The 26529-nt window shown below is 62.6% G+C and carries 24 protein-coding genes and 1 tRNA gene; 1 reads left to right on the top strand and 24 read right to left on the bottom strand.

The genetic code is table 11. The features are described from left to right. The 15 genes from nuoH to rlmE all read right to left on the bottom strand — a co-directional run. On the bottom strand, window positions 1-1073 hold a 1073-nt coding region (nuoH, locus tag P8014_RS01675), incomplete at its 3' end, for an NADH-quinone oxidoreductase subunit NuoH (RefSeq protein ID WP_337815575.1). Next, window positions 1070-3448, bottom strand: a complete 2379-nt coding sequence (gene nuoG / locus P8014_RS01680) for an NADH-quinone oxidoreductase subunit NuoG (protein WP_337815576.1) — start codon at window positions 3446-3448, stop codon at window positions 1070-1072. The genes nuoG and nuoH, both read right to left, overlap by 4 nt. Before the next feature lie 14 nt (window positions 3449-3462). Further along, on the bottom strand, window positions 3463-4758 hold the full coding sequence (gene nuoF / locus P8014_RS01685; RefSeq protein WP_337815577.1) for an NADH-quinone oxidoreductase subunit NuoF: 1296 nt from the start codon (window positions 4756-4758) through the stop codon (window positions 3463-3465). Between the two features lie 4 nt (window positions 4759-4762). Next, a complete protein-coding gene (gene nuoE / locus P8014_RS01690; protein WP_337815578.1) occupies window positions 4763-5269 on the bottom strand; it encodes an NADH-quinone oxidoreductase subunit NuoE in 507 nt (168 codons plus the stop codon). Beyond that, window positions 5269-6522, bottom strand: a complete 1254-nt coding sequence (locus P8014_RS01695) for an NADH-quinone oxidoreductase subunit D (protein ID WP_337815579.1) — start codon at window positions 6520-6522, stop codon at window positions 5269-5271. Before P8014_RS01695 ends, nuoE begins: the two co-directional genes overlap by 1 nt. Then, on the bottom strand, window positions 6515-7243 hold the full coding sequence (locus tag P8014_RS01700) for an NADH-quinone oxidoreductase subunit C (RefSeq protein ID WP_337815580.1): 729 nt from the start codon (window positions 7241-7243) through the stop codon (window positions 6515-6517). Before P8014_RS01700 ends, P8014_RS01695 begins: the two co-directional genes overlap by 8 nt. A gap of 26 nt (window positions 7244-7269) precedes the next feature. After that, window positions 7270-7746, bottom strand: a complete 477-nt coding sequence (locus P8014_RS01705) for an NADH-quinone oxidoreductase subunit B family protein (protein WP_337815581.1) — start codon at window positions 7744-7746, stop codon at window positions 7270-7272. Then, window positions 7737-8093 (bottom strand): NADH-quinone oxidoreductase subunit A, encoded by a 357-nt coding sequence (locus tag P8014_RS01710; RefSeq protein ID WP_337815582.1) that lies wholly within the window; start codon window positions 8091-8093, stop codon window positions 7737-7739. Before P8014_RS01710 ends, P8014_RS01705 begins: the two co-directional genes overlap by 10 nt. A 248-nt stretch (window positions 8094-8341) precedes the next feature. Further along, window positions 8342-8426: transfer RNA gene (locus P8014_RS01715), tRNA-Leu, on the bottom strand. Window positions 8427-8466: 40 nt separating this feature from the next. Then, a complete protein-coding gene (secG, locus tag P8014_RS01720; protein ID WP_337815583.1) occupies window positions 8467-8835 on the bottom strand; it encodes a preprotein translocase subunit SecG in 369 nt (122 codons plus the stop codon). A gap of 9 nt (window positions 8836-8844) precedes the next feature. Continuing rightward, window positions 8845-9591 (bottom strand): triose-phosphate isomerase, encoded by a 747-nt coding sequence (gene tpiA / locus P8014_RS01725; protein WP_337815584.1) that lies wholly within the window; start codon window positions 9589-9591, stop codon window positions 8845-8847. 64 nt (window positions 9592-9655) lie between these two features. Beyond that, window positions 9656-11020, bottom strand: coding sequence for a phosphoglucosamine mutase (gene glmM, locus P8014_RS01730; RefSeq protein WP_337815585.1), 1365 nt, complete (start codon window positions 11018-11020; stop codon window positions 9656-9658). Then, window positions 11010-11918, bottom strand: coding sequence for a dihydropteroate synthase (gene folP, locus P8014_RS01735; protein ID WP_337815586.1), 909 nt, complete (start codon window positions 11916-11918; stop codon window positions 11010-11012). The genes glmM and folP overlap by 11 nt, the downstream gene beginning before the upstream one ends. 10 nt (window positions 11919-11928) lie before the next feature. Then, window positions 11929-13860: an ATP-dependent zinc metalloprotease FtsH gene (gene ftsH / locus P8014_RS01740; protein WP_337815587.1), complete on the bottom strand. Its 1932-nt coding sequence runs from the start codon at window positions 13858-13860 to the stop codon at window positions 11929-11931. Window positions 13861-13901: 41 nt separating this feature from the next. Then, a complete protein-coding gene (gene rlmE / locus P8014_RS01745) occupies window positions 13902-14522 on the bottom strand; it encodes a 23S rRNA (uridine(2552)-2'-O)-methyltransferase RlmE (RefSeq protein WP_337815588.1) in 621 nt (206 codons plus the stop codon). A 46-nt stretch (window positions 14523-14568) separates the two neighbouring features. Between rlmE and P8014_RS01750 the strand changes: the two genes are divergently transcribed. Then, window positions 14569-14838, top strand: a complete 270-nt coding sequence (locus P8014_RS01750) for a YhbY family RNA-binding protein (protein WP_337815589.1) — start codon at window positions 14569-14571, stop codon at window positions 14836-14838. A gap of 7 nt (window positions 14839-14845) precedes the next feature. Here the strand turns inward: P8014_RS01750 and greA are convergent, their stop codons facing one another. The 9 genes from greA to hrcA all read right to left on the bottom strand — a co-directional run bounded on the left by greA (window position 14846) and on the right by hrcA (window position 26445). After that, on the bottom strand, window positions 14846-15322 hold the full coding sequence (gene greA / locus P8014_RS01755) for a transcription elongation factor GreA (protein WP_337815590.1): 477 nt from the start codon (window positions 15320-15322) through the stop codon (window positions 14846-14848). Then, a complete protein-coding gene (carB, locus tag P8014_RS01760) occupies window positions 15319-18558 on the bottom strand; it encodes a carbamoyl-phosphate synthase large subunit (protein WP_337815591.1) in 3240 nt (1079 codons plus the stop codon). Before carB ends, greA begins: the two co-directional genes overlap by 4 nt. A gap of 27 nt (window positions 18559-18585) precedes the next feature. Then, the gene (gene carA, locus P8014_RS01765) at window positions 18586-19710 is read right to left on the bottom strand and encodes a glutamine-hydrolyzing carbamoyl-phosphate synthase small subunit (protein WP_337815592.1); all 1125 of its coding nucleotides are present in this window, start codon (window positions 19708-19710) and stop codon (window positions 18586-18588) included. A 215-nt stretch (window positions 19711-19925) separates the two neighbouring features. Then, window positions 19926-20729: a 4-hydroxy-tetrahydrodipicolinate reductase gene (dapB, locus tag P8014_RS01770; protein ID WP_337815593.1), complete on the bottom strand. Its 804-nt coding sequence runs from the start codon at window positions 20727-20729 to the stop codon at window positions 19926-19928. An 18-nt stretch (window positions 20730-20747) separates the two neighbouring features. Beyond that, on the bottom strand, window positions 20748-21272 hold the full coding sequence (locus P8014_RS01775; protein ID WP_337815594.1) for a DsrE family protein: 525 nt from the start codon (window positions 21270-21272) through the stop codon (window positions 20748-20750). Between the two features lie 61 nt (window positions 21273-21333). Next, window positions 21334-22473, bottom strand: a complete 1140-nt coding sequence (dnaJ, locus tag P8014_RS01780; protein WP_337815595.1) for a molecular chaperone DnaJ — start codon at window positions 22471-22473, stop codon at window positions 21334-21336. A 188-nt stretch (window positions 22474-22661) separates the two neighbouring features. Then, a complete protein-coding gene (gene dnaK, locus P8014_RS01785) occupies window positions 22662-24590 on the bottom strand; it encodes a molecular chaperone DnaK (RefSeq protein WP_337815596.1) in 1929 nt (642 codons plus the stop codon). A 100-nt stretch (window positions 24591-24690) separates the two neighbouring features. Then, window positions 24691-25239 (bottom strand): nucleotide exchange factor GrpE, encoded by a 549-nt coding sequence (grpE, locus tag P8014_RS01790; RefSeq protein WP_337815597.1) that lies wholly within the window; start codon window positions 25237-25239, stop codon window positions 24691-24693. A gap of 138 nt (window positions 25240-25377) precedes the next feature. Continuing rightward, a complete protein-coding gene (hrcA, locus tag P8014_RS01795; RefSeq protein ID WP_337815598.1) occupies window positions 25378-26445 on the bottom strand; it encodes a heat-inducible transcriptional repressor HrcA in 1068 nt (355 codons plus the stop codon). Between the last annotated feature and the right edge of the window lie 84 nt (window positions 26446-26529).

The following is a 26529-nucleotide window of genomic DNA, read 5'->3' on the forward strand; positions in this document are numbered from 1 at the left end:
GCCAGCCCCCTCGCGAACCACGGCCCGACATTGAACGCCAGTGCCAAGCCCTCGACCAAGATCCACACGATGGTGACCGGAATCAGCACCTTCCAGCCGAGACGCATGATCTGGTCGTAACGGTAACGCGGGAAGGTCGCCCGGAACCACAGGAACAGAAACATGAACACCGCAGCCTTGATCAGCAGCCAGTGCAGCCCCCCCGCCAGCAGCGGGCCGAGATACGGCACGTGCGCACCCCAGGAGCCGAACGGCGACAGCCAACCACCGAGGAACATCAGTGCAGCCAGCGCCGAGATCAGCACCATGTTGGCGTACTCGGCGAGGAAGAACACCGCGAAGGCCATGCCGGAATACTCGACGTGGAAGCCGGCGACGATCTCCGATTCGCCCTCTGCCACGTCGAAGGGCGCGCGGTTGGTCTCGGCCACGCCGGAGATCAGATAGACCATGAACATCGGCAGCAGCGGCAGCCAGTACCAGTGCAGTACGCCACCGCTCTGCGCACGCACGATGTCGCCCAGATTCAGACTGCCGCTGGCCATGAGCACACCGACCAAAGCGAAGCCCATGGCAATCTCGTAGGCGACGATCTGCGCCGCCGAGCGCAATGCGCCGAGCAGCGCGTATTTGGAGTTCGATGCCCAGCCCGCCAGGATCACGCCGTACACGCCGAGCGAGGTCATCGCCAGCAGGTACAGCAGGCCGGCGTTGATGTCGGACAGTATCCAGCCATCGTTAAAGGGAATCACCGCCCAGGCCGCCAACGCCGGCGCCAGCGCCAGCACCGGCGCCAACAGGAATAGGAAGCGATTCGCGTTGGTCGGCAGAATCACCTCCTTGAACATCAGCTTGACCGCATCGGCGATCGGCTGCAGCCATCCTTTGGGACCGACGCGATTCGGCCCCATGCGGACCTGGATGTACCCAATGATCTTGCGTTCGGCGAAGGTGAAATACGCCACCACCACCAGCAGCGGCACGAGGACTAGAATCACTTTGCCGAGAATCAGCAGCAGCGTGCGCAGATCGGCCGGAAACGCCATCCACAAAGACACCAGCAAGGCGCTCATGAGCCACCTCCGACCGGTTCGATGACTACCGGCCCACAGATCGGGCCCAGCATCTCGCTACCGGTGACGCCGGCCGGGATCCAGGCCACGCCGTCGGCCAGCTTGTCATCGGTATGCAGATCGAGCACAGCGGAAGCCTCCCCCTGGACCACACGCACGCGTTCGTTATCGCTCAGACCTAGGCGGCTGCGCTCGGCGGCATTGAGCCAGACACCGGCACGCACCGCATCGGGCGTACGCTGCAGTGCCTCTGCGCGGCGCACCTGCGCATCGACCGCGTAGATGCCGTGGCCACCGCCACGCACCAGCGGTGCGGAATCATGTGCCCAACTCGCCTCGAAATCGACCGAAGCGCCGATCGTGTTGTCGAAACACAGCCCCGCCGGCAGCAATCCCTTGAGTTCCTCGCGAACGGCTTCGGAACTCATGAACTCGAAGCCGCGCAGATCGACCATGTTGCCCAACACCCGCAGCACCTTCCAGCCGGGGCGCACATCGCCGGGCGGCGGCGTGATGCCACGGAAGCTCTGCCATCGGCCTTCCACATTAACGAGAGTACCCGAAGTCTCCTCCGGCGCCGCGATAGGCAGAATGACGTCTGCGTACTCCAGCGTGCGGGAATTCGCGTAGGACGCGAACACGGCGACGAATTCAGCCTGACGCACCGCCTCCAGAGCCACCGAGGGATCGGCGCAGTCGTAGTCGGGCTCGACACCGTACAGAACGTAGGCCGAACGCGGCTGGGCGCACATCGCCTGAGCATCCAGACCGGGTTCCGCCAAGGCCTGACCGCCAGGTCCACGGTGCGGCAGTACACCGGCGACCCAGGCGCCGGGTGCGTTGCCGCCTTCGGGCAGATAGCCGAGCACGGCCCCCGTGCGCGTAGCAATCTCGCCGGCCAGCGCGCGCAGACTCGAGTAATCGGGATGATTCAGCGCCTGGAGCCCAAGCAACACACTGGCGTTCTGCGCCGTGTCCAGGCACTCCGCCATCTGCAGCGCCCAGTCGGTCGGCTCGCGCCGGCCCAGCCAGGCAGGCGGCTCGTCGTCCGTCCTGCCGCAAACGGCCGACAACAGGTCCGCCAGCGCCTCGCCCATTGCCTGCGGCGCGACCGTGTGGCGCACGGCCATGTCATGCGTGGTCTCGAAGGCCCGCGGATTGATGTCCATGATCCGGGCGCCTTCCAGAGCGGCCTTGCGCAGGCGATGCCCCAGAATGGGCTGATCCTTGCGCGGATTGGCACCGACCAGCAGCACGGCTTCATTCGACTCCAGTTCCTCGACCGACTGCCCCAGCCAGGGAAACAGCGGGTCGCGGGCGGCATCGCGAAAATCCGACTGGCGCAGGCGGTGGTCGATCGAACGCACGCCCATTCCGCGCAGTACCTTCTGCAGCAGATAGCCCTCTTCCAGCGTTACCCCCGGTGCGGCCAACGCACCGACGGCCTTCGGGGCATGCCCGCGCAGTCCATCGGCCACTCGGGCCAGAGCGGTATCCCAGTCGGTATCCTTCCAGCGGCCGCGCACCTTGATCTTGGGTACGAGCACGCGGTCGGCGGCATTCAGACCCTCATAGGCGAAGCGGTCGCGATCGGAAATCCAGGTCTCGTTGAGCGACTCGTTCTCACGCGGCACCACGCGCACGATCTGGCCGCGCAAGGTATGCGCGTAGACGTTCGAGCCGATGCAGTCATGCGCGGCAATGCCGGCATGCTGGATCATTTCCCAGGCACGGCCGGAGAAACGCGAGGGCTTGGCGGTGAGCGCACCCACCGGGCACAGGTCGATCACGTTGCCCGACAGCTCCGAGGTCATGGTGTGCGCGACAAAGGTGCCGATACGCATGTTCTCGCCACGCCCCGTCGCGCCCAGCTCGCGCAGCCCGGCGATCTCGTCGCCGAAGCGCACGCAGCGCGTACAGTGGATGCAGCGGGTCATGTCGGTGGCCACCAGCGGCCCGATGTCCGGATCCGGCACCACGCGCTTGGCTTCGACGTAGCTCGACACGTCGCGGCCGAAACCCATGGCCACGTCCTGCAGTTCGCACTCGCCGCCCTGATCGCAGATCGGGCAGTCCAGCGGGTGATTGATCAGCAGGAACTCCATGGTCCCCTGCTGTGCGGCCAACGCCAGCGGCGAGCGGGTGTGGATCTTCATCCCGTCCTGCACCGGCGTCGCACAGGCCGGCAGCGGCTTGGGTGCGCGCTCGACCTCGACCAGACACATGCGGCAGTTGGCCGCCACCGAAAGTTTCTTGTGATAACAGAAACGCGGAATCTCGATGCCATGGGCATCGGCGACTTCGATCAGCATCGCGCCGCGCGGGGCGGGATAGCTGACGCCGTCGATCTGAATCGTGACCTGCTGTTCACTCATAACCATCGGCGTCCTCAGGTTGCTGCCCAGGGCGTCGGTGCGGCGGTCACCATGCTGCGACCGTGCTCGATATAGTGCACGAATTCGTGCCGGTAATGCTTGAGGAAGCTGCGCACCGGCATGGCCGCAGCATCACCCAACGCACAGATCGTGCGCCCCTCGATCTTGCTCGCCACGTCGTCAAGTCGCTCCAGATCCTCGGCCTGGCCCTTACCCTCGACGATTCGGGTGAGCATGCGGTACAGCCAACCGGTGCCCTCTCGGCACGGCGTGCACTGCCCGCAGGACTCCTTGAAATAGAAGCGTGAAATACGCTGTAGCACCTTGACCATGTCGGCGGTCTCGTCGAGCACCATGACGGCGCCGGAGCCCAGCATCGAACCGGCCTTGGCAACGGACTCGTAGTCCATGCTCGCCTTGAGCATGACTTCGCCGGGCACCACCGGCACCGAGGAGCCGCCCGGGATCACGGCCTTGAGTTCGCGTCCCTCGAGGACCCCGCCGGCCATCTCCAGCAGCGCCGAGAACGGCAGCCCCATGGGCACTTCGTAATTGCCGGGCCGGTTGACGTGGCCGGACACGGAGTAAATCTTCTCGCCGCCGGATTTTTCGGTACCCAAGCCCGAGAACCAGGCGCCGCCGTTGCGCATGATCGCGGGCACCGAAGATAGCGTCTCGGTGTTGTTGATCGTGGTTGGACGGCCGTACAGCCCGAAGTTGGCCGGGAACGGTGGCTTGAAGCGCGGCTGCCCCTTCTTGCCTTCCAGCGACTCGATCAGCGCCGTCTCCTCGCCGCAGATGTAGGCGCCCGCGCCCAGTGTCGGATACAGGTCGAAATCGATGCCGCTACCTTGGATATCCTTCCCGAGCAGGCCGAGTTCGTAGGCCTCCTCCACCGCGCGGGTGAAGCGCCGGTAGACCTCGTCCATGAACTCGCCGCGCATGTAGTTGTAGCCGACCGTGGCGCCGATCGCGAAACCCCCGATCGCCATGCCCTCGACCAGCGCATGCGGGTTGAAGCGCAGAATGTCGCGATCCTTGCAGGTACCCGGTTCGGACTCGTCGGAATTGCAGACGATGTATTTCTGCCCCGGAGCCTGGCGCGGCATGAAGCTCCATTTCAGGCCGGTGGGGAAGCCCGCACCGCCACGTCCACGCAGGTTCGACAACTTGACGTTCTCGATAACCTCGTCACGCGTCGGCCGCTCGGTCAGGAGCTTGCGCCACGCCTCATAGCCGCCCTGGGCCTGATAGGCCTCCAGGCTCCACGGTTCGGGGTGGTTCAGCGTTGTCAGACAGACCTGATTCACACCGTCACTCCAGCGAATCGAGAATCTCGTCCACTTTCGCGGGCGTCAGATTCTCATGATAGACGTGGTCGACCTGCATCATCGGTGCACCACAGCAGGCGGCCAGGCACTCTTCCTCACGCTTGAGGAAGAACCTGCCGTCGGGCGTACTCTCACCCAGCTTGACGCCCAATTTGTCCTCGATGTACGTCACGACATCGTCACCGCCGCGCAGCATGCAGGACACATTGGTACACACCGCGATGGTGTGACGCCCGACCGGTTTCAGGTTGAACATGGAGTAAAAACTGGCGACCTCGTAGACGGCGATCGGCGGAATGCCGATGTACTCGGCCACCGCATCCATTTTCTCCGTGTTCAGCCAGTGATCCTCATGCTGCACGGCGCGCAGCGCGGCCAGCACGGCGGACTGGCGCTGGTCATCCGGATAGCGTTTCAGCCACTCGTCGATTTCGTGCCTGACATGCGCGGACAAAAGTTTCACGCCCTGCGGTGCGCTGCTGTCGTTCATCAGCGGTCCACCTCCCCGAAAACAATGTCCTGCGTGCCAATGATGGCCACCACGTCCGCCAGCATGTGGCCGCGGCTCATCTCGTCCAATGCCGACAGATGCACGAAGCCCGGTGCACGCACCTTGAGCCGGTAAGGCTTGTTCGCGCCGTCAGAGACCAGGTACACACCGAATTCGCCTTTCGGATGCTCCACCCCGGCATAGGCCTCGCCTTCCGGCAGGCAATAGCCCTCGGTGAACAGCTTGAAGTGATGAATCAGCGATTCCATCTCGGCCTTCATCGCTTCGCGCGACGGCGCCGTCAGCTTGTGGTTATCCGACATGACCGGGCCGGGATTCCGACGCAGCCAGTCAATGCACTGTTTGATGATGCGGTTGGCCTGACGCATCTCTTCCACTCGCACCAGGTAGCGGTCATAGCTGTCGCCGTTGACGCCCACCGGAATATCGAAATCGAGACGGTCATAGACTTCGTAGGGCTGCTTCTTGCGCAGATCCCACTCAATACCCGAGCCACGCAGCATCGGACCGGTAAAGCCGAGCGCCAGCGCACGCTCGGGCGACACCACACCGATATCCACCGTGCGCTGTTTCCAGATGCGGTTATCCGTCAGCAGCGTCTCGTATTCGTCCACGCAGCCGGGGAAGCGGTCGGTAAAGGCCTCGAGAAAATCGAGTAGCGAGCCGCTGCGGTCTTCGTTCAGACGCGCGACTTCGCGCTCGCTGCGCCAGCGCGAATCAGCGTATTTCGGCATGCTGTCAGGCAGGTCCCGATAGACACCGCCGGGGCGATAGTAGGTCGCATGCAGACGCGCGCCGGACACCGCCTCGTAGCAGTCCATCAGGTCCTCTCGCTCCCGAAAGGCGTAGAGGAAAACGCTCATGGCGCCGATATCCAAGGCGTGCGCCCCCAGCCACAGCAGATGATTGAGCAGGCGCGTCACCTCGTCAAACATGACGCGGATGTACTGGGCGCGCAAAGGCACCTCGACGCCCAGCAACTTCTCGATGGCAAGGAGGTAGCCGTGTTCGTTGCACATCATGGACACGTAGTCGAGGCGGTCCATGTAGCCGATGCTCTGGTTGTACGGCTTGCTCTCAGCAAGTTTTTCCGTCGCGCGGTGCAGCAGGCCGATATGCGGATCGGCGCGCTCGATCACTTCGCCGTCCATCTCCAGCACCAGTCGCAGCACGCCATGCGCGGACGGATGCTGCGGGCCGAAGTTCAGGGTGTAGTTGCGAATCTCAGGCATCGGTTTCGCCCTCGTCTGCAACCGGCTGGCCGGCATAGCGGCTGTCGTGGCGAATCACCCGTGGCACCAATACGCGGGGCTCGATGCTCACCGGCTCATAGACCACCCGCATCTGTTCAGGGTCGTAGCGCATTTCGACATGCCCGATCAGCGGGAAATCCTTGCGGAACGGGTGTCCGATGAAGCCGTAGTCGGTCAATAGGCGACGCAGGTCCGGATGTCCGTCGAACAGAATGCCAAACAGGTCGAAGGCCTCGCGCTCGAACCAGTTCGCCACAGGCCAGACGCCGGTCAGACTCGGCAGACGCGGCATATCATCATCGGGACAATAGGCCCTGAGCCGCAGGCGCCGGTTGTTCGACACCGAAAGCAGGTGGTAGACGGCTGCGAACCGGGGACCGTCGTGCCGACAGACCGGCGGCGGCTCCTCGAAGCTGAAATAGGCTGAGGTGCTCGGCTGCACGCCCCGACTGAAGCCCTCAGTGGAAGACTCGTCGGTACGCCACTCGTCGACGCCGTAATGCAGATAGTCAACGCCGCACAGATCGATGAGTTGTTCGAAAGCGAACGCCGACTCGTCACGCAGCGCACAGGCAATTTCCGGTAATACGTCCCCGGTCACCACCAGCGTGAGTTCCCCATGCGCCGCGCGGGGCAGTTCGATGCTGTCGCCGAAGCGCTTTTGCAACGCTTCGGACAAGGTCTTCAGTTCATCCGTCATGTGTGTGTCGCCCCCCGTGGGCGCACTCATCGCGCGATGGTGTTGGTTCTGCGAATTTTGTTCTGCAATTGCAGGATTCCGTACAACAGCGCTTCAGCCGTCGGCGGGCAACCCGGCACGTAGATATCGACAGGAACGATACGGTCGCAGCCACGCACGACGGCATAGGAATAGTGGTAGTAACCACCGCCGTTGGCGCATGAGCCCATCGAAATAACCCAACGCGGCTCCGCCATCTGGTCGTAGACCTTGCGCAAGGCGGGCGCCATCTTGTTGACCAGCGTGCCGGCCACGATCATCACGTCCGACTGCCGCGGACTGGGCCGGAACAGAATGCCGAAACGATCGAGGTCGTAGCGGGCCGCGCCCGCGTGCATCATTTCAACCGCACAACACGCCAGACCGAAGGTCATCGGCCACAGCGAACCAGTTCGCGCCCAGTTGATGAGCTTATCGGCGCTGGTGGTGACCCAGCCCTTTTCCAGAACGCCCTCTATTCCCATTCCAGCGCCCCCTTCTTCCATTCGTAAATGAATCCGACCACCAAAACGCCCAGGAACACGGCCATGGCCAGAAGCCCGAACAGCCCGATATGTCCCAGTGCCACCGCCCACGGAAACAGAAAGGCGATCTCCAGGTCGAAAACGATGAACAGGATGGCAACGAGGTAATAGCGCACGTCGAACTTCATGCGCGAATCCTCGAAGGCCTCGAAACCGCACTCGTATGGCGCGTCCTTGGCCGGATCTGGACGCCGCGGTCCCAGCAGCATCCCCATTGCAAGAGGAGCGACGCCGACGATCAAGCCGACGAGGACAAAAACCAGAATCGGGAGATAATTCTCCAGCATAACGCCCGCTCCTCCTGCTGACGTCCCTTCGCAGCTATATTCAAAGCGATCTATCGATCACGCGGCGATTGGATTTTTTGTTTTCGGCGCCGTAAGCGACGCTCTCTGACTACTCGAGTCTATGTCAGTATTTTTTGCGCTGTCAATAACAGAGAAAACTAATAAAGTTTTCTTTTCAATGGGTTAAAAAAAGCCATGGATTAAAATAAAGCCACTGCGGTAACTTAGTACCACAGCGGCCTCATGCCTGGTGCCGATGGCCGGAGTCGAACCGGCACGGCTTTCGCCACTACCCCCTCAAGATAGCGTGTCTACCAATTCCACCACATCGGCTAAAGCCAAATTATAAATCTACCATAAACAAATGCATTAGTCATTGCTTCGGTACGTCGGACTGCGCCGGAACAGGCGTCGTTTTCGGCGTGGCACTCGTTGCAGGTGTCGGCTTACCTGCCCCATCCACAATCTGCTGTGCACCCGGCTGATTGACCACGCTGCTGCCGGCGCCGGCATGCGCCGAAAGATATGCCAGACCGAGGCTGTTCAGAAAGAATACCGCCGCCAAGATCCCCGTAATACGGCTCAGGAACGTCCCGGAACCGCGAGCACCGAAAACCGTGCCCGACGCGCCGCTGCCGAAAGCCGCGCCCGCGTCTGCGCCCTTTCCGTGCTGCAGCAGCACCAAGACGATGATCGCGATGGCAGCGACCACCTGAAGTCCGATAAGCAATGAATAAAGCATCAAATCCTCTCAAGCCGCGCGGCAGATCGCCAAAAAGGCTTCGGCATCCAGCGATGCGCCACCGATCAAGCCGCCGTCGATATCGGGCATGGCGAAAAGCTCTTCCGCATTGCCCGGCTTCACGCTGCCACCGTAGAGCATGCAGCTCTGACTTGCGGCAGCGGTCGATTCCTGCAACCGGGCCCGCATGAACGCATGCACCGACTGTGCCTGCTCGGGGCTCGCCGTCAAGCCCGTACCGATCGCCCAAACAGGTTCATAAGCGATCACGGCCTGCGCAACCGCATCGGCGCCGGCCGCTTCGACGACAGCATCCAACTGACGCGCAACGACCGTCTCGGTAACGCCGCTTTCGCGCTCCTCCAGCGATTCGCCGACGCACAGGATCGGCACCAGGCCCGCGGCTCGTACCGCCACGAACTTACGTGCCACCAGCGCATCGTCTTCACCGTACAGACTGCGCCGCTCGGAATGCCCGACGATGACATAGCGGCAACCGACCTCCGCCAGCATCGTTGCCGAGATCTCACCTGTGAACGCTCCCTCGGCTTCTGCACAGACATCCTGTGCACCCAGTCGGAGCGGCGAACCGTTCAGCACCGCAGCCGTCTCGGACAGATAAACGAAGGGGGGGCAAACCGCAACCTCGGCCTCGATTCCGCTGTCGGCTCCGTCGACCAAAGCGCCTACGAGCGAACGGACCAGATCCCGGGAACCATTCAATTTCCAGTTGCCGGCAACCAATCGCTGTCGCATCGTTGATACCTCGTCAATGTCGCTTTGCGAAAGCGGGCAAGATTACCGTCGGCCCGCACATAAATCAATCCACAGACAACGCTTCGCCTGCCTGGGCAGCGCGCACCGCACCTGCCAGCTGATCGGCGAGCATGCGCACCTGACGAGCTTCAAGCCCCTCGACCATCACCCGAAGCAGCGGCTCCGTACCCGAGGGGCGCAGCAGAACGCGGCCCTTCGTCCCCAGCGTCGATTCGACGTCCCTCACCGCTTCGGCAACTTGCGCGTTGCCTTGCAGATCGAAACCTCGGTGCATTGGCACATTGACCAACACCTGCGGGTACTTGTAGAAATCAGCCCTCAGCTCCTGCAGGCTCAAACCGCTATCAGCCGCTTCGACCAGCACCTCCAGCGCCGCGATGATGCCGTCACCGGTAGTGTGATGGTCCAGACAGATGAGATGACCGGACGTCTCCCCACCGAGCTGCCAGCCCTGGGCCTGCAGCAACTCCATCACATACCTGTCGCCAACCGCCGCTCGCGCAAAAGGTACGCTCAACTCGGACAGGGCTAGTTCGAGGCCAAGATTACTCATCAACGTGCCGCCCACGCCCCCGACCAGCGCATCGCGCCTGAGTCGCGCGCGAGCCAGGATAAACAGCAGATCGTCCCCGTCGACCGCCTCGCCGGCGCTGTCGACCATGATGACGCGGTCGCCGTCGCCGTCCAGCGCGATGCCGAGATCGGCATGTTGACTGAGCACGGCATCGGCAAGCCTCTCCGGATTTGTGGAACCGCAACCGGCATTGATGTTCAATCCATCCGGCTCATCGCAGATCGAAACCACCTCGGCGCCCAACTCGGTGAACACAGCCGGCGCAACCTGATAGGTCGCCCCGTTGGCGCAGTCGACGACCACCTTGAGTCCTCGCAGATTGGTGCCGGACGGGACCGTACTCTTGCAGAACTCGATATAGCGTCCGACGGCATCCGGCATGCGTTCGACCTTGCCCAACTCCGCGGAATCGACCACCGACATCTCGCGTTCGAGTTCCTCTTCTATAGCCTCCTCTACCGAATCCGGAAGCTTGGTACCCTGCCCGGAAAAGAACTTGATACCATTATCGTAATAAGGATTGTGCGAGGCGCTGATGACGATCCCTGCATTGGCCCGAAAAGTGCGCGTCAGATAAGCCACGCCGGGCGTGGGCATCGGACCAATCAGTCGCGTATTGACGCCTGCAGCGGACAAACCCGACTCGAGCACGGACTCGAACATGTATCCGGAGATACGGGTATCCTTGCCGACCAGAATGAGGCGCCGGCCTTCCCGCGCCAACACGCGACCGACGGCCCAGCCGAGCCGCAACACGAAATCGGGCGTCATCGGCGCCGAACCGACCCTGCCACGAATACCGTCCGTACCGAAATATCGACGTTTATCGCTCATCGCTCTCCCCATTCGTATTTGCCCGCACGGCCCATGCGACCTGCACCGCTTCGTGCGTGGCCCGCACGTCGTGAACGCGCAGCAAACGCGCCCCCGCCAGGGCGGCGGCGACCGCCGCTCCGACGCTGCCGAACAGCCGCTTCTCCACCTCGACGCCACCCAGCAGCGCTCCGATCAAGCTCTTGCGCGAAACCCCGATCAACACCGGGCAGCCCAGCTCGAGCAGTTGCGGAGTGGCCCTGAGCAGCGCCAGATTGTGCTCCGGGGTCTTGCCAAAGCCGACCCCCGGATCCAATACGATACGTTCGGCGCCGACACCCGCCACCTCGCAACGTCGCAGCCGACGGCGCAGGAACGTCAGCACCTCCTTGACGACGTCGGAATAATGCGGCGCCTCCTGCATGGTTCGCGGTTGGCCGCGCATATGCATCAGGCAGACGGCCACAGAGCTGTTCGCAACAGCCTCGAGGGCTCCCGGCTCTTGCAAGGCATTGATGTCGTTGATCATGCCGGCGCCTTCGGCAATGCACTGACGCATCACTTCCGCCCGCCGCGTATCGACAGAAATCGGCACGGGCAACTCCTGCGCCAATCGTCGCACAACCGGGACGACACGACGCAGCTCCTCATCCTCAGGCACCTCGGCCGCACCGGGCCGCGTGGACTCGCCGCCGACGTCGATGACCGCAGCGCCCTCCTCGACCATCTCCCAGGCATGGGCTAGCGCGCGCTCCAGCGCATCGTAGCGACCGCCGTCGGAAAAGGAGTCTGGCGTCACGTTCAGAATGCCCATGATGCGGGGCATGGACAGGTCGATGCACTGCTCTGCACAGCGCAGCTCCAACGAATGGGGCGGCACCCGATTACCGGGCGCCGCCCCCGCGGACCTCACCGTCATCGCCGATCGGTCAATGCAGGCTGGCGGGATCGCCGATCTTGCCGCCGCCCGACTCCGAGTCAGGCTGTTTTTCGCCGGTCGGGGCGGTCGGTCCCGAGGTGGGGCCCTCATCGCTCCAATCCGACGGCGGACGCGGCTGCTTGCCGGCCATGATGTCTTCGATCTGCTTGGTATCGATGGTCTCGAACTTGATCAGCGCTTCGGCCATCAGATGCAGCTTGTCCATGTTGTCGGTCAGGATCTGCACCGCGCGGTTGTAGTTGCGCTCGATTACCGCACGGATTTCCTCGTCGATGGCATGCGCCGTCTCGTCGGAAACCTGCTTGTGCTGCGTCACGCTGCGCCCAAGGAACACCTCGCCCTCATCCTCGCTGTAGGCGAGCGGTCCGAGGCGCTGCGACAGCCCCCACTTGGTCACCATGTTGCGCGCGATATCCGTGGCTCGCTCGATGTCGTTGGAAGCACCGGTGGTCACCTTTTCGCCGCCGAAAATCAGCTCCTCGGCAATACGGCCGCCGAACAGACTCGAAATCTGACTCTCGAGACGCTGCTTGCTGTAGCTGTAGCGGTCTTCCTCGGGCAGGAACATGGTCACGCCCAGCGCACGCCCGCGCGGGATGATGCTGACCTTGTACACCGGATCATGATCCGGCACGGTGAGACCGACGATGGCGTGCCCGGACTCATGATAGGCAGTCTGTTTCTTCTCCTCGTCGCTCATCACCATGGAGCGACGCTCGGAGCCCATCATGATCTTGTCCTTGGCTCGCTCGAACTCGAGCATATTCACGGTGTGCTTGTTTGCGCGCGCAGCGAACAACGACGCCTCATTGACCAGATTGGCCAGATCGGCACCGGAAAAGCCTGGCGTACCCCGCGCGATGATAGACGGCTGCACATCGTCGCCGACCGGCACACGACGCATGTGTACCTTGAGAATCTGCTCACGGCCGCGCACGTCGGGCAGCGGCACCACCACCTGGCGGTCGAAGCGCCCTGGACGCAGCAGCGCGGGATCGAGTACGTCTGGGCGGTTGGTCGCGGCGATCACGATGACACCCTCGGTACCCTCGAAACCGTCCATCTCGACCAGCAACTGGTTCAGGGTCTGCTCGCGCTCGTCGTGCCCACCGCCGAGGCCGGCACCGCGATGGCGGCCAACCGCGTCGATCTCGTCGATGAAAATGATGCACGGCGCATGCTTCTTGGCCTGCTCGAACATGTCGCGCACACGTGAAGCGCCGACGCCGACGAACATTTCCACGAAGTCCGAACCGGAGATGCTGAAGAACGGCACCTTGGCTTCGCCGGCAATGGCCTTGGCCAGCAGCGTCTTACCCGTGCCGGGCGAACCCACCATCAGCACGCCGCGGGGAATCTTGCCGCCGAGTTTCTGAAACTTGCCGGGATCGCGCAGGAATTCGACCAACTCGGCCACTTCCTCCTTCGCCTCTTCGACACCCGCCACGTCGGCGAATGTGACCTTGACCTGGTCCTCGGTCATCATGCGTGCACGGCTCTTGCCGAAGGACATGGCTCCACGACCGCCGCCGCCGCCCTGCATCTGACGCAGGAAGAATATCCACACGCCGATCAGCAACAGCATCGGGAACCAGCTGATCAGAATCGACAGCAGCAGCGACTCCTTCTTCGGCGCCGCAGCGGAGACGTCGACCCCATTGTTCAGCAGGTCGCCGATCATGCCCGGATCGTTGGGCGGAGTATACGTGGTGAACTTGCCGCCGCCGTCGGTGACGCCCTTGAGCGTATCCCCGTCGATCATCACGCTGCGCACGCGACCGCTCTTCACCGCTTCGATGAATTGCGAGTAGCTCATCGCGGACGACGAAGATCCGCCCTGCTGACTGAAGTTGTTGAATACCGACATCAGCACGACGGCAATGACCGCCCACAAGATGATGTTTTTAACCAGATCGTTCAAGGCGACACCTCAATACGCCGTCCACTCTCGAATGGACATTACTACAGTTTGTGGCCCACGGCCACGATGTAGACTTCCCTACTGCGTGGACGGGACGCCTTCGGCTTGCGTACCGAAACCTTACCGAAACGACGGCGCACCTCCATTAGAAAGGCATCGGAGCCCTCGCCCTGGAACAGCTTCATCACAAACGTCCCGCCGGGCTTGAGCACACGCTCCGCCATATCCAAGGCCAACTCGGCCAACACCATGGCCCGCGGTTGGTCCACCGCATCCACGCCACTTATATTGGGCGCCATATCCGAGATTACAAGGTCGGCCACACGTCCGCCCAACCGTTCGAGCAACGCCTGCAGCACGGATTCCTCGCGAAAGTCACCCTGGAGAAACTCCACATCGGCCAGTTCATCCATCATCAGGATGTCCGTAGCCACCACCCGTCCACTGGGCCCGACGCGGTCACGCGCCACCTGACTCCAGCCTCCGGGAGCCGCTCCAAGGTCGACCACGGCCATGCCCGGCTTGAACAGACCGGTTCGCTCGTCGAGTTCGATCAGCTTGTAGGCCGCACGCGAGCGCATGCCCTCGGCCTGCGCCTTCTGCACATAGGCATCGCCGAAATGCTCCTTCAACCAGCGTTTGCTGCTCTTGCTACGCGCCACCCTGAACTCCTACACTGCGCGCCCCGACAAGCACGGACCAAACACGATGGAATTGGACAAGCAGCAACGACGCGACCTGAAAGCCCAGGCGCATCATCTCAAGCCGGTCATCCTGATCGGACAAAAAGGGCTTCACGACGCCCTGAGGGAAGAACTGGAACTCGCGCTCGATCATCACGAACTGCTGAAGATCAAAATCGCGGCGGACCGGGAAAACGCCGACACCATCGTCGAACAACTGCTTGCGCAGACCGGCTCCACACTGATCCAGCGTATCGGCGGCACTGCCACGATCTACCGCAAACGCCCCGAATGAAACCAGATCAGACGTAACGCACGGCGAGGACTTCGTACTCACGGGTTCCGCCGGGCGCCTGCACCACGGCAATGTCGCCCTCCTCCTTGCCAATCAGCGCGCGCGCGATGGGCGAACTGACGGAGATGCGCCCATTCTTGATGTCCGCCTCGTCCTCGCCGACGATCTGATAGGTCACCTCGTCCCCACCGTCTTCGTCGGCCAGGTCCACCGTCGCACCGAACACGACCTTGCCGCCCGCGTTCAGCTTGGTGACGTCGATCACCTGCGCGTTGCTCAGCTTGGCCTCGATCTCCTTGATGCGTCCTTCGATGAAGCCCTGCTGCTCGCGCGCCGCATGATATTCGGCGTTTTCCTTTAGATCGCCATGCGCACGCGCTTCGGCGATCGCCGCCACGACGCGCGGGCGCTCTTCCGATTTGAGCTTCTGCAGCTCCGTCTTGAGCATTTCGGCTCCACGGAGCGTCAACGGCACCTTGCTCATCGCCGATTCTCCATGTTCAAGTTCTCCTTGTGTAAATCCTGCAAGCGGTAAACCGCTTCGTTCTCCAGGAATTCCATCGCGTGCCCCATGGCGATCGCCGCGGCGACCGTGGTGGTGTACGTCACCTTGTGCTGCAACGCCTCGCGGCGAATGGTAAAGGAGTCCGCGATGGCCTGCTTGTTCGCCGTCGTGTTGACGATCAGGTCGATTTGGTCGTTCTTGATCATATCGACGATGTGCGGACGCCCTTCCGTGACCTTGTTCACGACCTCGCACTCCAGACCCGCCGCCTGAAGAGCCGCCGCCGTACCGCTGGTGGCCACGACCTGGAAGCCGCGCGACAGCAGCACTCGGGTCACTTCCACCGCACCCGCCTTGTCCTCATCGCGCACGCTGATGAACGCGCGCCCACCGCGCGGCAGCTCCACACCGGCGCCGAGCTGGGCCTTGGCGAAGGCTTCGCCGAAGCTGCGGCCAACACCCATCACTTCGCCGGTGGACTTCATTTCCGGCCCCAGGATCGGGTCGACGCCGGGGAACTTGATAAAGGGGAACACCGCCTCCTTCACCGCGAAGTAAGGCGGTTTGACCTCGCCGCCCATCGCTTGTTCGCGCAGGCTGCGCCCCGCCATGCAGCGTGCGGCTATCTTGGCCAGCGGCAAGCCGACCACCTTGGAGACGAACGGCACCGTACGCGAGGCGCGCGGGTTCACCTCCAGCACATAGATATCGTCTCCCTTGATCGCGAACTGGGTATTCATCAGACCGACGACCTTCAGGCCCAGCGCCATGCTGCGCACCTGCTCGCGCATGCGATCCAGAATCCCCTCGTCCAGCGAGTAGGTCGGCAGCGAACAGGCCGAATCGCCGGAATGTACGCCAGCCTGTTCGATATGCTGCATGATGCCGCCGATCATCACATCCTCGCCGTCGCAGATCGCGTCGACATCCACCTCGATAGCATCGTCCAGAAAGTGGTCCAGCAACACCGGGGCGTCGTTGGAAACCTTGACCGCCTCGCGCATGTAGCGCTGCAGATCCTCTTCGTTGTAGACGATCTCCATCGCCCGTCCGCCGAGCACGTAGGACGGGCGCACCACGACCGGATAACCGACCTGCTCGGCCAGCCGCGTCGCCTCGGCCTCGCTGCGTGCGGTGCGGTTGGGCGGCTGCATCAGTTCGAGTTCGCCGATCAGCTGCTGGAAACGTTCGCGATCCTCGGCCAGATCGATGGACTCGGGCGATGTGCCGATGATCGGCGCGCCGGCGGCCTCCAGATCGCGTGCCAGCTTGAGCGGCGTCTGCCCGCCGTACTGTACCACCACTCCTTTCGGACTCTCGATCTCGATGATCTCCAGCACATCCTCCAGAGTTAGCGGCTCGAAGTACAGGCGATCGGAGATATCGTAATCGGTCGACACGGTCTCCGGATTGCAGTTGACCATGATCGACTCGTAACCGTCCTCGCGCAGAGCCAGCGAGGCATGCACGCAGCAGTAATCGAACTCGATGCCCTGGCCGATGCGGTTCGGGCCGCCGCCAAGCACGATGATCTTGTCGCGCTGAGAAGGCAGCGCCTCGCACTCCTCCTCGTAGGTGGAATACAGATAGGCTGTGGAGGTAGCAAACTCGGCGGCGCAGGTGTCTACCCGCTTGTAGACGGGGCGCACGCCGAGTTCGTGGCGCCGCCGACGCAGGGTTTTTTCGGTCTCGTCCAACAGGCGTGCGAGACGGCGATCGGAGAAACCCTTGCGCTTGAGGCCGCGCAGCGCATCCACGTCGAGCGCATCCATCGACGTGCCCTTGAGGTCGTTCTCGGTGAGCACCAGATCCTCGATCTGCGCCAGGAACCAGGGATCGATGTGCGTGAGCCCGAACACGTCCTCCAAACTCAGCCCTAGGCGGAAAGCGTCACCGACATACCAGATGCGCTCGGCGCTCGGCACGCGCAGTTCCTGCCGCACGCGCGCCAGCGCCTCCTCGCCATCCGCCGGATCGACCATCTCGTTAAGACCGTCGACGCCGATCTCCAGACCGCGCAGGGCCTTCTGGAAGGACTCCTGGAAGCTGCGCCCGATCGCCATCACCTCGCCGACCGACTTCATTTGCGTGGTCAGTCGGCGATCGGCCCGCGGAAACTTCTCGAAAGTGAAGCGCGGGATCTTGGTGACCACGTAATCGATGGTCGGCTCGAAAGAGGCCGGCGTGGCGCCGCCGGTGATTTCGTTGCGCAGTTCGTCCAGCGTGTAGCCGACAGCAAGCTTGGCCGCGACCTTGGCGATGGGGAAACCGGTCGCCTTGGAGGCCAGCGCCGAGGAACGCGAAACGCGCGGATTCATTTCGATGACCAGCAGGCGCCCCGTCTCCGGATCAACGGCGAACTGCACGTTCGAACCACCCGTGTCGACGCCGATCTTGCGCAGCACGGCGAGCGAGGCATCGCGCATGCGCTGGTATTCCTTGTCGGTGAGCGTCTGCGCCGGCGCCACGGTGATCGAGTCACCGGTGTGCACACCCATCGGGTCGAGGTTCTCGATCGAGCAAATGATGATGCAGTTATCGGCGTGGTCGCGCACGACTTCCATCTCGTACTCTTTCCAGCCGAGTACGGACTCTTCCAGCAGGATTTCATGCGTCGGCGACAGTTCCAGGCCGCGCTTGACGATCTCCTCGAACTCCTCGCGGTTATAAGCAATGCCGCCGCCGCTGCCGCCCATGGTGAAGGACGGCCGGATGATCACCGGATAGCCGATGCTGGCCTGCGCCTGCAAAGCCTCCTCGAAACTGTGCGCGATCGACGCGCGCGGGCATTCCAGGCCGATATCGCCCATCGCCCGGCGGAAACGCTCGCGGTCTTCGGCCATGTCGATGGCGTCCTGGTCCGCACCGATCATTTCCACGCCATAGCGTTCGAGAACGCCCTCGCGCGCCAGGTCCAGCGCGCAGTTGAGCGCGGTCTGGCCGCCCATGGTCGGCAGCAGCGCATCGGGTCGTTCGGCGGCGATGATGCGTTCCACGCTACGCCATTCGATGGGCTCGATGTAGACCGAATCCGCCATCTCGGGATCGGTCATGATCGTGGCCGGGTTGGAATTGACCAGAATGACCCGGAAGCCTTCTTCCTTCAACGCCTTGCAGGCCTGCGCTCCGGAATAGTCGAATTCACAGGCTTGCCCGATCACGATCGGCCCGGCACCGACGATAAGAACACTTTTGATATTAGAACGTTTTGGCATAGTCTTCAGATAGTCCGAGAGCCTGCCTCAGGCACGCATGAGTTCGATGAAACGGTCGAAAAGGCCGGCCACGTCGTGCGGCCCCGGACTCGCCTCCGGATGTCCCTGGAAACTGAAGGCAGGACAATCGGTACGCTCGACGCCCTGCAAGCTGCCGTCGAACAGCGAGCGATGGGTCGCCCGCAGGACCGGCGGCAGACTCGTCTCGTCGACGGCGAAACCATGATTCTGTGAGCTGATCATGACACGCCCGCTATCCAGATCCTGCACCGGGTGGTTGGCGCCGTGATGGCCGAATTTCATCTTGGTGGTACTGGCGCCGCTGGCCAGGCCCAGCAACTGATGACCGAGACAGATGCCGAACACGGGCAGCTTGCGCTCAAGCAGCGCGCGAATCGACTCAACCGCGTAGTCACAGGGTTCCGGATCGCCGGGGCCATTGGACAGGAACACGCCATCGGGCTGCAGCGCCAACACTTCATCCGCCGGCGTCTGGGCCGGCACGACGGTGATACGGCAACCGCGGTCGGCAAGCATGCGCAGGATGTTGCGTTTCACGCCGAAATCATAGGCGACCACATGCAGAGGCTGATCGGATGCCTCGTAGGCGGCGAAACCACCAGTCTCGAGCCAAGAGCCGTCGTGCCACTCATAGGGCTTGCCGGTGGTCACTTCGCGCGCCAGATCCATGCCTTTGAGGCCCGGGAAACCGCACGCGGCTGCCAGCGCCCGTTCGACATCCACCTCGTCAGCCTGGAGACAGCCGTTCTGCGCACCCTTGTCGCGCAGGATGCGCGTCAAGCGCCTGGTGTCGATGCCGGCGATCGCCACCACGCCGCACTGCCTCAGATAGTCCTCCAGGGAGCCCTGCGAGCGCCAGTTGGAACTGCGCAGTGGCAAATCGCGCACCACCAGACCGCTGGAGAAAATCTGCGCGGACTCCTCGTCCTCTGTGTTGGCGCCTACGTTGCCGATATGCGGGTAGGTCAGCGTAACGATCTGGCGCGCGTAGGAAGGATCGGTAAGAATCTCCTGATAGCCAGTCAACGCCGTATTGAAAACCACCTCGCCAACACTCTCGCCACCGGCGCCAATCGCCTCTCCGTGAAAGAGACTCCCGTCTTCAAGTGCTAACAACGCAGGTCGTTTCAACTTGATCACCCATCCAGATACAGAAAACGGGAAGGCATCAGCCTATCCCGTCGCGGATTAACGTTTGCAGCCGCGAAGAAGCGCAGTGCAGGCGTGCGCAAAGGCGCCGGGCGTCGTCGACGCCGCGCGCACCAGCTCTTCATCAGGCGAAGCGCGATTTTACGCGAGGCCCAGGGCCATGTCCACGCGTGCAGCCGCCTCTATACAACCCATCGTCAGCCCATTTCCAGAACGTCCTGCATATCGTAGCGGCCGCGCTCACGCCCCATGACCCACCGCGCAGCGCGCAGCGCACCATTGGCGAAGGTCATTCGACTGGAAGCCTTGTGCACGATCTCGACCCGCTCTCCGAGACCGGCAAACATCACCGTGTGCTCACCCACGATATCGCCGGCGCGAATGGTCTCGAAACCGATGGTCTTGCGCTCGCGCGCGCCGGTCCGGCCCTCGCGGCCGTAGACGGCGCACTCGTCAAGATCGCGCCCCAGCGCCTCGGCGACCACCTCGCCCATACGCAGCGCGGTGCCCGACGGAGCGTCGACCTTGTGGCGGTGATGGGCCTCGACGATCTCGATGTCTACCTCGTCGCCCAGGACGCGGGCCGCCGTATCGAGCAGCTTGAGACAGAGATTGACGCCGACGCTCATGTTCGGGGCCAACACCAGGGCGATATCCTCGGCTACCGCATCGAGTTCCGCGCGCTGCCCGGTGCCGAAGCCCGTGGTGCCGATGACCATGCGCTTGCCGTACCTGCGACAGAACTCGGCATGCACCAGAGTGGCCTCGGGCAGGGTGAAGTCGATCAGCACGTCGAAGTCCTGCGCGACCTTCTCCAGATCATCAACCACCGACACACCGATGGCGCCGACGCCGGCAAGCTCTCCGGCATCACGCCCGACCGCGTCGCTGCCGGCCCGATCGATCGCTGCAGCCAGTTCGACGCCGTCCTGAGCCAGCGAAGCCTCCACCAGGCTGCGTCCCATGCGACCGCTGGCACCTACCACCGCAATTCGCGTCATCCGTGATCCCTCGATTTGTCACCAACTGATGTAGGCATAACCCTGCTCCTGCAACTCCATCAGATCCGCCGCACCGACCTCGACCCGCTTGGCGAACGGCAGCAGGTCCGCATCGGTCCACTTCAGGCTCTTCATCGTATTGCCACAGGCGTGGAACTGCACACCGTACTGCGCAAGGCTCGATACGCGCTGGCGGGTCAACTCGCTGACCGGGCGTTGCGGGTGCTTGCCAAGAATATGTATGCCGGGTCCGAACGCGACCACCGCGATGTCCACGTTGTCCGGATAGGCGCGCAGCAAGGCGCCGACCGAGAACAACACATGCTCCTGGTAATCGGCATCAATCTTGTTGAACTGATACACGACCTTGTGCGCAGCCGGGTCGCCCGGGAAGCGGAGTTCGTCGGAGGCCTGCGCCACCCGCGCCGAAGCCAACCCGACCAGGCCGGCGCCGGCGATGACGCCGCCGCCCAACAACCGCCGCCGTCCGTCATCCACTCGCTCGCGCTCCAATTTCGCACGCACATGATTGTCGTCGCTCATAACTCCCCCTTTCAAGGCTGTGAAACCTGACCACCCTGGAAACGGGAGCCGGACCAGCCCCTCAATGCAGCCAGGATTTAAGGTCTTCGAAAAAGCCCTTCACACCATCCAACCAGCCGTGTGCCTGCGGATTGTGCCGTTTTCCGCCACTCCTGAGCGAGTCCTCGAAGGACTGCAGCATCTCCTTCTGTTCACGCGTCAGATTAACCGGCGTCTCCACGCTCACGCGACACAGCAGATCCCCTTCAGGGCCGCCACGCACAGGCTTGATGCCCTTGCCACGCAAACGGAACTGTCGGTTGCTCTGCGTTTCCGCTGGAATCTTGAGTTTAGCCCGTCCGCCCAGCGTGGGAACATCGATCTCGCCACCCAAAGCGGCAGTGGCGAAGCTGATCGGCACATCACACTGCAAGTCATCACCCTGGCGGGTGAATATCTTGTGCGGCTTGACGCGAATCTGTACGTAGAGGTCCCCCGCGGGACCACCGTTCACGCCCGCCTCGCCCTCGCCGGCGAGCCGAATGCGGTCGCCGGTGTCGACCCCGGCCGGGACCTTGACCGACAGAGTCTTGGACTCGCGCACACGTCCCTCGCCGTGGCAGGCCGCGCACGGGTCGCTGATCACCTGTCCGCTACCGTGACAACGCGGGCAAGTCTGCTGAACGGAGAAGAAACCCTGCTGGATGCGCACCTGGCCAACACCCCCGCAGGTCGAGCAGGTCTGAGGACTGGTACCCGGCTTCGCGCCGCTACCGCCGCAGGTCTCGCAAGCGACGACGGTTGGCACGCGGATCTGCACCTCGGTGCCGAACACGGCCTCCTCAAGCGTCAGATCGAGGTTGTACTGCAGATCCGAACCGCGATAGGCGCGCTCACGACCGCCGCGCCCTCCGCCGAAGATGTCACCGAAAATATCCCCGAAGATGTCGCCGAAGCCGGCGCCGCCGAAGCCGGCTCCGCCTCCAGCCGCTCCCGGATCCACCCCGGCATGGCCGAACTGATCGTAAGCGGCTCGCTTCTGCGCATCGGAAAGCACCTCATAGGCCTCTTTGGCCTCTTTGAAATGCTCCATGGCCTCTTCGTCGTCCGGGTTGCGATCCGGATGGTATTTCATCGCCAGACGGCGATACGCCTTCTTCAGTTCGGCGTCGGTTGCCGTGCGCTCCACACCCAACACTTCGTAATAATCGCGTTTTGACATATGTGTACTGAAAACCCCGAGAAACATTGCCGGTCACTGCGCCGACTCCGTTGATCCGGAACCATGCCGCCTGCAGCGTCGACGATCAAACGTCGGGGGCGGGATTCAGGCATTGCTTTTCCAATGCCGAACCACCACCCCCGACGGATCGTTTTGACGGCGGCCCGAAAATCGCCGCCTCGACTCACTTACTTCTTGTTTTCCTTGACCTCTTCGAACTCCGCATCAACCACGTCGTCATCCTTCTTGGACTCCGACGCGCCCTGCGCCGAGGCTTCCGCCTCACCGGCTCCAGCCGCCGCATCCTGACTGTAGAGCTTCTCGGCGATCTTGCCGGAAGCCTCGCCCAGAGCCTGAGTCTTGGCGTCGATGGCGTCCTTGTCGTCGCTCTTGAGCGCTTCTCGCAAAGCTTCGACCGCCTGCTCGACTTCAGCCTTCTCCTCGTCCGAGATCTTGTCGCTGTTTTCCTTAAGCGACTTTTCGGTGGCGTGGACCAGGTTGTCGGCCTGATTGCGCACGGCCACCAACTCCTGGAACTTCTTATCCTCGTCGCGGTGCGCCTCGGCATCCTTGACCATATTGTCGATCTCGTCGTCGGACAGGCCGGAGGAGGCCTTGATGACGATCGACTGCTCTTTGCCTGTAGCCTTGTCCTTGGCGGACACGTTGAGAATGCCGTTGGCATCAATATCGAAGGTGACCTCGATCTGCGGCACGCCTCGCGGAGCCGGCGGAATATCGGCCAAATCGAAGCGTCCCAGCGACTTGTTGTTCGCCGCACTCTCGCGTTCGCCCTGTAGCACGTGCACCGTCACCGCCGTCTGGTTGTCGTCAGCGGTGGAGAACACCTGGTTCGCCTTGGTCGGGATCGTGGTGTTGCGTTCGATGAGTTTGGTCATCACGCCGCCCAGGGTCTCGATGCCCAGCGACAGCGGAGTGACGTCGAGCAGCAACACGTCCTTGACGTCGCCGCCGAGCACCCCACCCTGGATCGCCGCACCGATGGCCACAGCCTCGTCCGGGTTGACGTCCCTGCGCGGCTCCTTGCCGAAAAAGTCCTTGACCGCTTCCTGCACCTTCGGCATACGGGTCTGACCGCCGACCAGGATGACGTCGTCGACCTCGGAGGTCGACAGACCGGCATCCTTGAGCGCGAGCTTGCAGGGTTCGATTGAGCGGGTGAGCAGTTCCTCGACCAGAGACTCGAGCTTGGCACGCGTAACCTTGACATTCAGGTGCTTGGGGCCGGTCTGGTCGGCGGTGACGTAGGGCAGGTTGACCTCGGTCTGCTGCGCGGAAGACAGCTCGATCTTGGCCTTCTCGGCAGCTTCCTTGAGGCGCTGCATGGCCAGCGGATCGCCGCGCAGGTCGATGCCCTGCTCCTTCTTGAACTCATCGGCCAGGTAGTCGATGAGCCTCATGTCGAAGTCCTCACCGCCGAGGAAGGTGTCGCCGTTGGTCGCCAGCACCTCGAACTGCATCTCGCCGTCAACGTCAGCGATCTCGATGATGGAGATATCGAAGGTGCCGCCGCCCAGATCGTAAACCGCGATCTTGCGGTCGCCACCCTTCTTGTCCATACCGAAGGCCAGTGCAGCGGCAGTCGGCTCATTGATGATGCGCTTGACTTCCAGCCCGGCGATCTTGCCGGCATCCTTGGTCGCCTGGCGCTGCGAGTCGTTGAAATAGGCCGGCACAGTGATGACCGCCTCGGTCACGGGCTCGCCGAGATAGTCTTCCGCCGTCTTCTTCATCTTCATCAGCACGCGCGCGGAGACCTCGGGCGGCGCCATCTTCTTGCCTCTGGCCTCGACCCAGGCGTCGCCGTTGTCGGCCTTGACGATCTGGTAGGGAACGAGCTTGATGTCCTTCTGTACCTCGCGCTCGTCGAAGCGGCGCCCGATCAGGCGCTTGACCGCGAACAAGGTATTGGTGGGATTGGTGACGGCCTGGCGTTTGGCCGACTGGCCGACCAGCACCTCCTCGTCGCCGAACGCGATGATCGACGGCGTGGTGCGGTCGCCTTCGCTGTTTTCGATGACCTTGGCCTTGCCGCCCTCCATCACCGCAACGCAGGAGTTCGTGGTGCCGAGGTCGATACCGATGATCTTACCCATGTCTTGTGTTCTCCAACCTGATATTCGGAATTTCTGGTGAAACGTTGGAATAAATCGTTGGGGCGCAGCCCGAAAATTCAAGGCGCTCCGCCCTGCGCCCTCACTCCGGCGCTTTCGAGACCATTACCATGGCCGGCCGCAGCAGGCGGTCGTTCAACAGATAACCCTTCTGCATGACCGTCAGCACGGTGTTCGGCGGACATTCGTCGGTGGGCTGCGCCGTCATCGCCTGGTGGCGTTCGGGGTCGAAGCGCTCGCCAGCGGGATTGATCTCCTGGATGCCGAACTTCTCGAGCACTTGCGTCAGCATGCGCAGCGTCAGCTCCATACCCTCGCGAATTTTCTCGGCCTCGCCGCCGGCTGCGGCGTCCAGGCCCATCTCGAGGCTGTCCTTGACCGGCAGCAGTTCGCCGGCGAAACGCTCCAAAGCGTATTTGTGCGCATTCTCCAGATCACGCTCGGCACGGCGGCGCAGGTTCTCCAACTCGGCCTGGGTGCGCAGAAACTGGTCCCAATGCTCCTTCGCCTTGTCCTCCATGGCCTCGAGATCCCGTTGCAGGACGTCGAGCGCATCCCCCGGGGCCTGCTCGGTGGCGACCTCTTCGGGCGACTGCGTTTCGTCGCGTTCCTGTGGATTCTTTTCACTCATGAGTGATTGCTCCAAGTTCCCATTGAATAATCGCGACACGCGGACTCCGCGAAGGGAATCCGGCGATCCCGCCAGTAACTGGGGTCAGGGGAAAAAACTTCAAGGGTATGCGCCATGACCGACGCGCGCGTGCGCGTCTCAGCTCCGCGAATCGAGCGCTTCTCCGAGCATGCGGGCCGTAATATCCACCACCGGGATCACCCGGTCGTAGGGCATGCGCGTCGGCCCGATCACGCCAAGCACGCCAATCACCTCGCCGTTGACGGTGTACGGCGCCGCGACCACGCTCAGATAGTCGAACACGTCGTAACCCGATTCGTGGCCGATGAATATCTGCACATCCTCGGCGCTGGCGCTCTTGTCCAGCAGATGCAGTATCTTGCGCCGCTCGGCAAACGCCGAGAACAGCGCGCGCAGGCGATCCAGATCCGCCAGCTCCTGGTATTCGAGCAGATTACCCTGCCCCGCCAGTATGTAACCGCCCTCTCCGGGCTCTTCGTCGGCCAGCGCCTTGCCGCCCAGTTCGATAGCGCTGCGCATCAGGCGGTCCATGTCCGCGCGCATCTCATCGAGTTCGCGCAGCAGTTCGCCACGAATCGCGCGCAGGTCGCGACCGGCGAAATGCGTATTGAGGTAGTTGGCCATTTGCTCCAGCTCGGACTTCGAATAATCGCGGTCGAGCTGAATGATCCTGTTCTGCACATCACGCTGATTCATCACCAGAATGGCCAGCACGCGCTGCCCGGACAGCGGCAGGAATTCGATCTGTCGTAAGGCGGACTGAATGCCGCGGGGCAGAGTCACCACTCCGGCCAGATGAGTGATGCCTGACAGTACGTCGGAGGCCGACTCGACCAGATCGCCGGCAGCGCGATCCGGATCCAACTGGACGCGCATGCGCTTCAAATCCCCGGCAACGGGTGGACACTGCTTGAGCAACGTATCGACGAACAGGCGGTAGCCTAGCGCGGTGGGAACACGGCCGGCGGAAGTATGCGGCGAGCGCACGAACCCCATAGCCTCCAGGTCGGCAACGACATTGCGCACCGTCGCGGAGCTGAGCTTCAGCCCCGAAGTACGCGACAAAGTCCCCGATCCGATCGGCTGTCCATGGCGAATGTACTCCTCCACAAGCACCTTGAGGATGCGTAGGGAGCGATCATTCAGCGCACTGTCGTTTTGGAAGTTCTGCGTTGTCTGCGCCATTGCGCTGATGTGTGCAACAAGTCGCTCAGGATCATTACAATAGACCCGCAAGCTGTCAAGACAATCCACCAAACAACAGACAAG

The sequence above is a fragment of the Acidihalobacter sp. genome, from assembly GCF_037381185.1.
Taxonomy (GTDB): Bacteria; Pseudomonadota; Gammaproteobacteria; order DSM-5130; family Acidihalobacteraceae; genus Acidihalobacter_A.

What these genes read in the sequence shown, in the direction of transcription:
- folP (WP_337815586.1), bottom strand. Translation starts at nt 11,918, where the DNA reads ATGACGGTGAGGTCCGCGGGGGCGGCGCCCGGTAATCGGGTGCCGCCC.
- P8014_RS01710 (WP_337815582.1), bottom strand. Translation starts at nt 8,093, where the DNA reads ATGCTGGAGAATTATCTCCCGATTCTGGTTTTTGTCCTCGTCGGCTTG.
- P8014_RS01705 (WP_337815581.1), bottom strand. Translation starts at nt 7,746, where the DNA reads ATGGGAATAGAGGGCGTTCTGGAAAAGGGCTGGGTCACCACCAGCGCC.
- secG (WP_337815583.1), bottom strand. Translation starts at nt 8,835, where the DNA reads ATGCTTTATTCATTGCTTATCGGACTTCAGGTGGTCGCTGCCATCGCG.
- carB (WP_337815591.1), bottom strand. Translation starts at nt 18,558, where the DNA reads ATGCCAAAACGTTCTAATATCAAAAGTGTTCTTATCGTCGGTGCCGGG.
- greA (WP_337815590.1), bottom strand. Translation starts at nt 15,322, where the DNA reads ATGAGCAAGGTGCCGTTGACGCTCCGTGGAGCCGAAATGCTCAAGACG.
- P8014_RS01750 (WP_337815589.1), top strand. Translation starts at nt 14,569, where the DNA reads ATGGAATTGGACAAGCAGCAACGACGCGACCTGAAAGCCCAGGCGCAT.
- grpE (WP_337815597.1), bottom strand. Translation starts at nt 25,239, where the DNA reads ATGAGTGAAAAGAATCCACAGGAACGCGACGAAACGCAGTCGCCCGAA.
- P8014_RS01695 (WP_337815579.1), bottom strand. Translation starts at nt 6,522, where the DNA reads ATGCCTGAGATTCGCAACTACACCCTGAACTTCGGCCCGCAGCATCCG.
- nuoE (WP_337815578.1), bottom strand. Translation starts at nt 5,269, where the DNA reads ATGAACGACAGCAGCGCACCGCAGGGCGTGAAACTTTTGTCCGCGCAT.
- glmM (WP_337815585.1), bottom strand. Translation starts at nt 11,020, where the DNA reads ATGAGCGATAAACGTCGATATTTCGGTACGGACGGTATTCGTGGCAGG.
- dnaJ (WP_337815595.1), bottom strand. Translation starts at nt 22,473, where the DNA reads ATGTCAAAACGCGATTATTACGAAGTGTTGGGTGTGGAGCGCACGGCA.
- dapB (WP_337815593.1), bottom strand. Translation starts at nt 20,729, where the DNA reads ATGACGCGAATTGCGGTGGTAGGTGCCAGCGGTCGCATGGGACGCAGC.
- tpiA (WP_337815584.1), bottom strand. Translation starts at nt 9,591, where the DNA reads ATGCGACAGCGATTGGTTGCCGGCAACTGGAAATTGAATGGTTCCCGG.
- P8014_RS01700 (WP_337815580.1), bottom strand. Translation starts at nt 7,243, where the DNA reads ATGACGGATGAACTGAAGACCTTGTCCGAAGCGTTGCAAAAGCGCTTC.
- hrcA (WP_337815598.1), bottom strand. Translation starts at nt 26,445, where the DNA reads ATGGCGCAGACAACGCAGAACTTCCAAAACGACAGTGCGCTGAATGAT.
- nuoG (WP_337815576.1), bottom strand. Translation starts at nt 3,448, where the DNA reads ATGAGTGAACAGCAGGTCACGATTCAGATCGACGGCGTCAGCTATCCC.
- dnaK (WP_337815596.1), bottom strand. Translation starts at nt 24,590, where the DNA reads ATGGGTAAGATCATCGGTATCGACCTCGGCACCACGAACTCCTGCGTT.
- P8014_RS01775 (WP_337815594.1), bottom strand. Translation starts at nt 21,272, where the DNA reads ATGAGCGACGACAATCATGTGCGTGCGAAATTGGAGCGCGAGCGAGTG.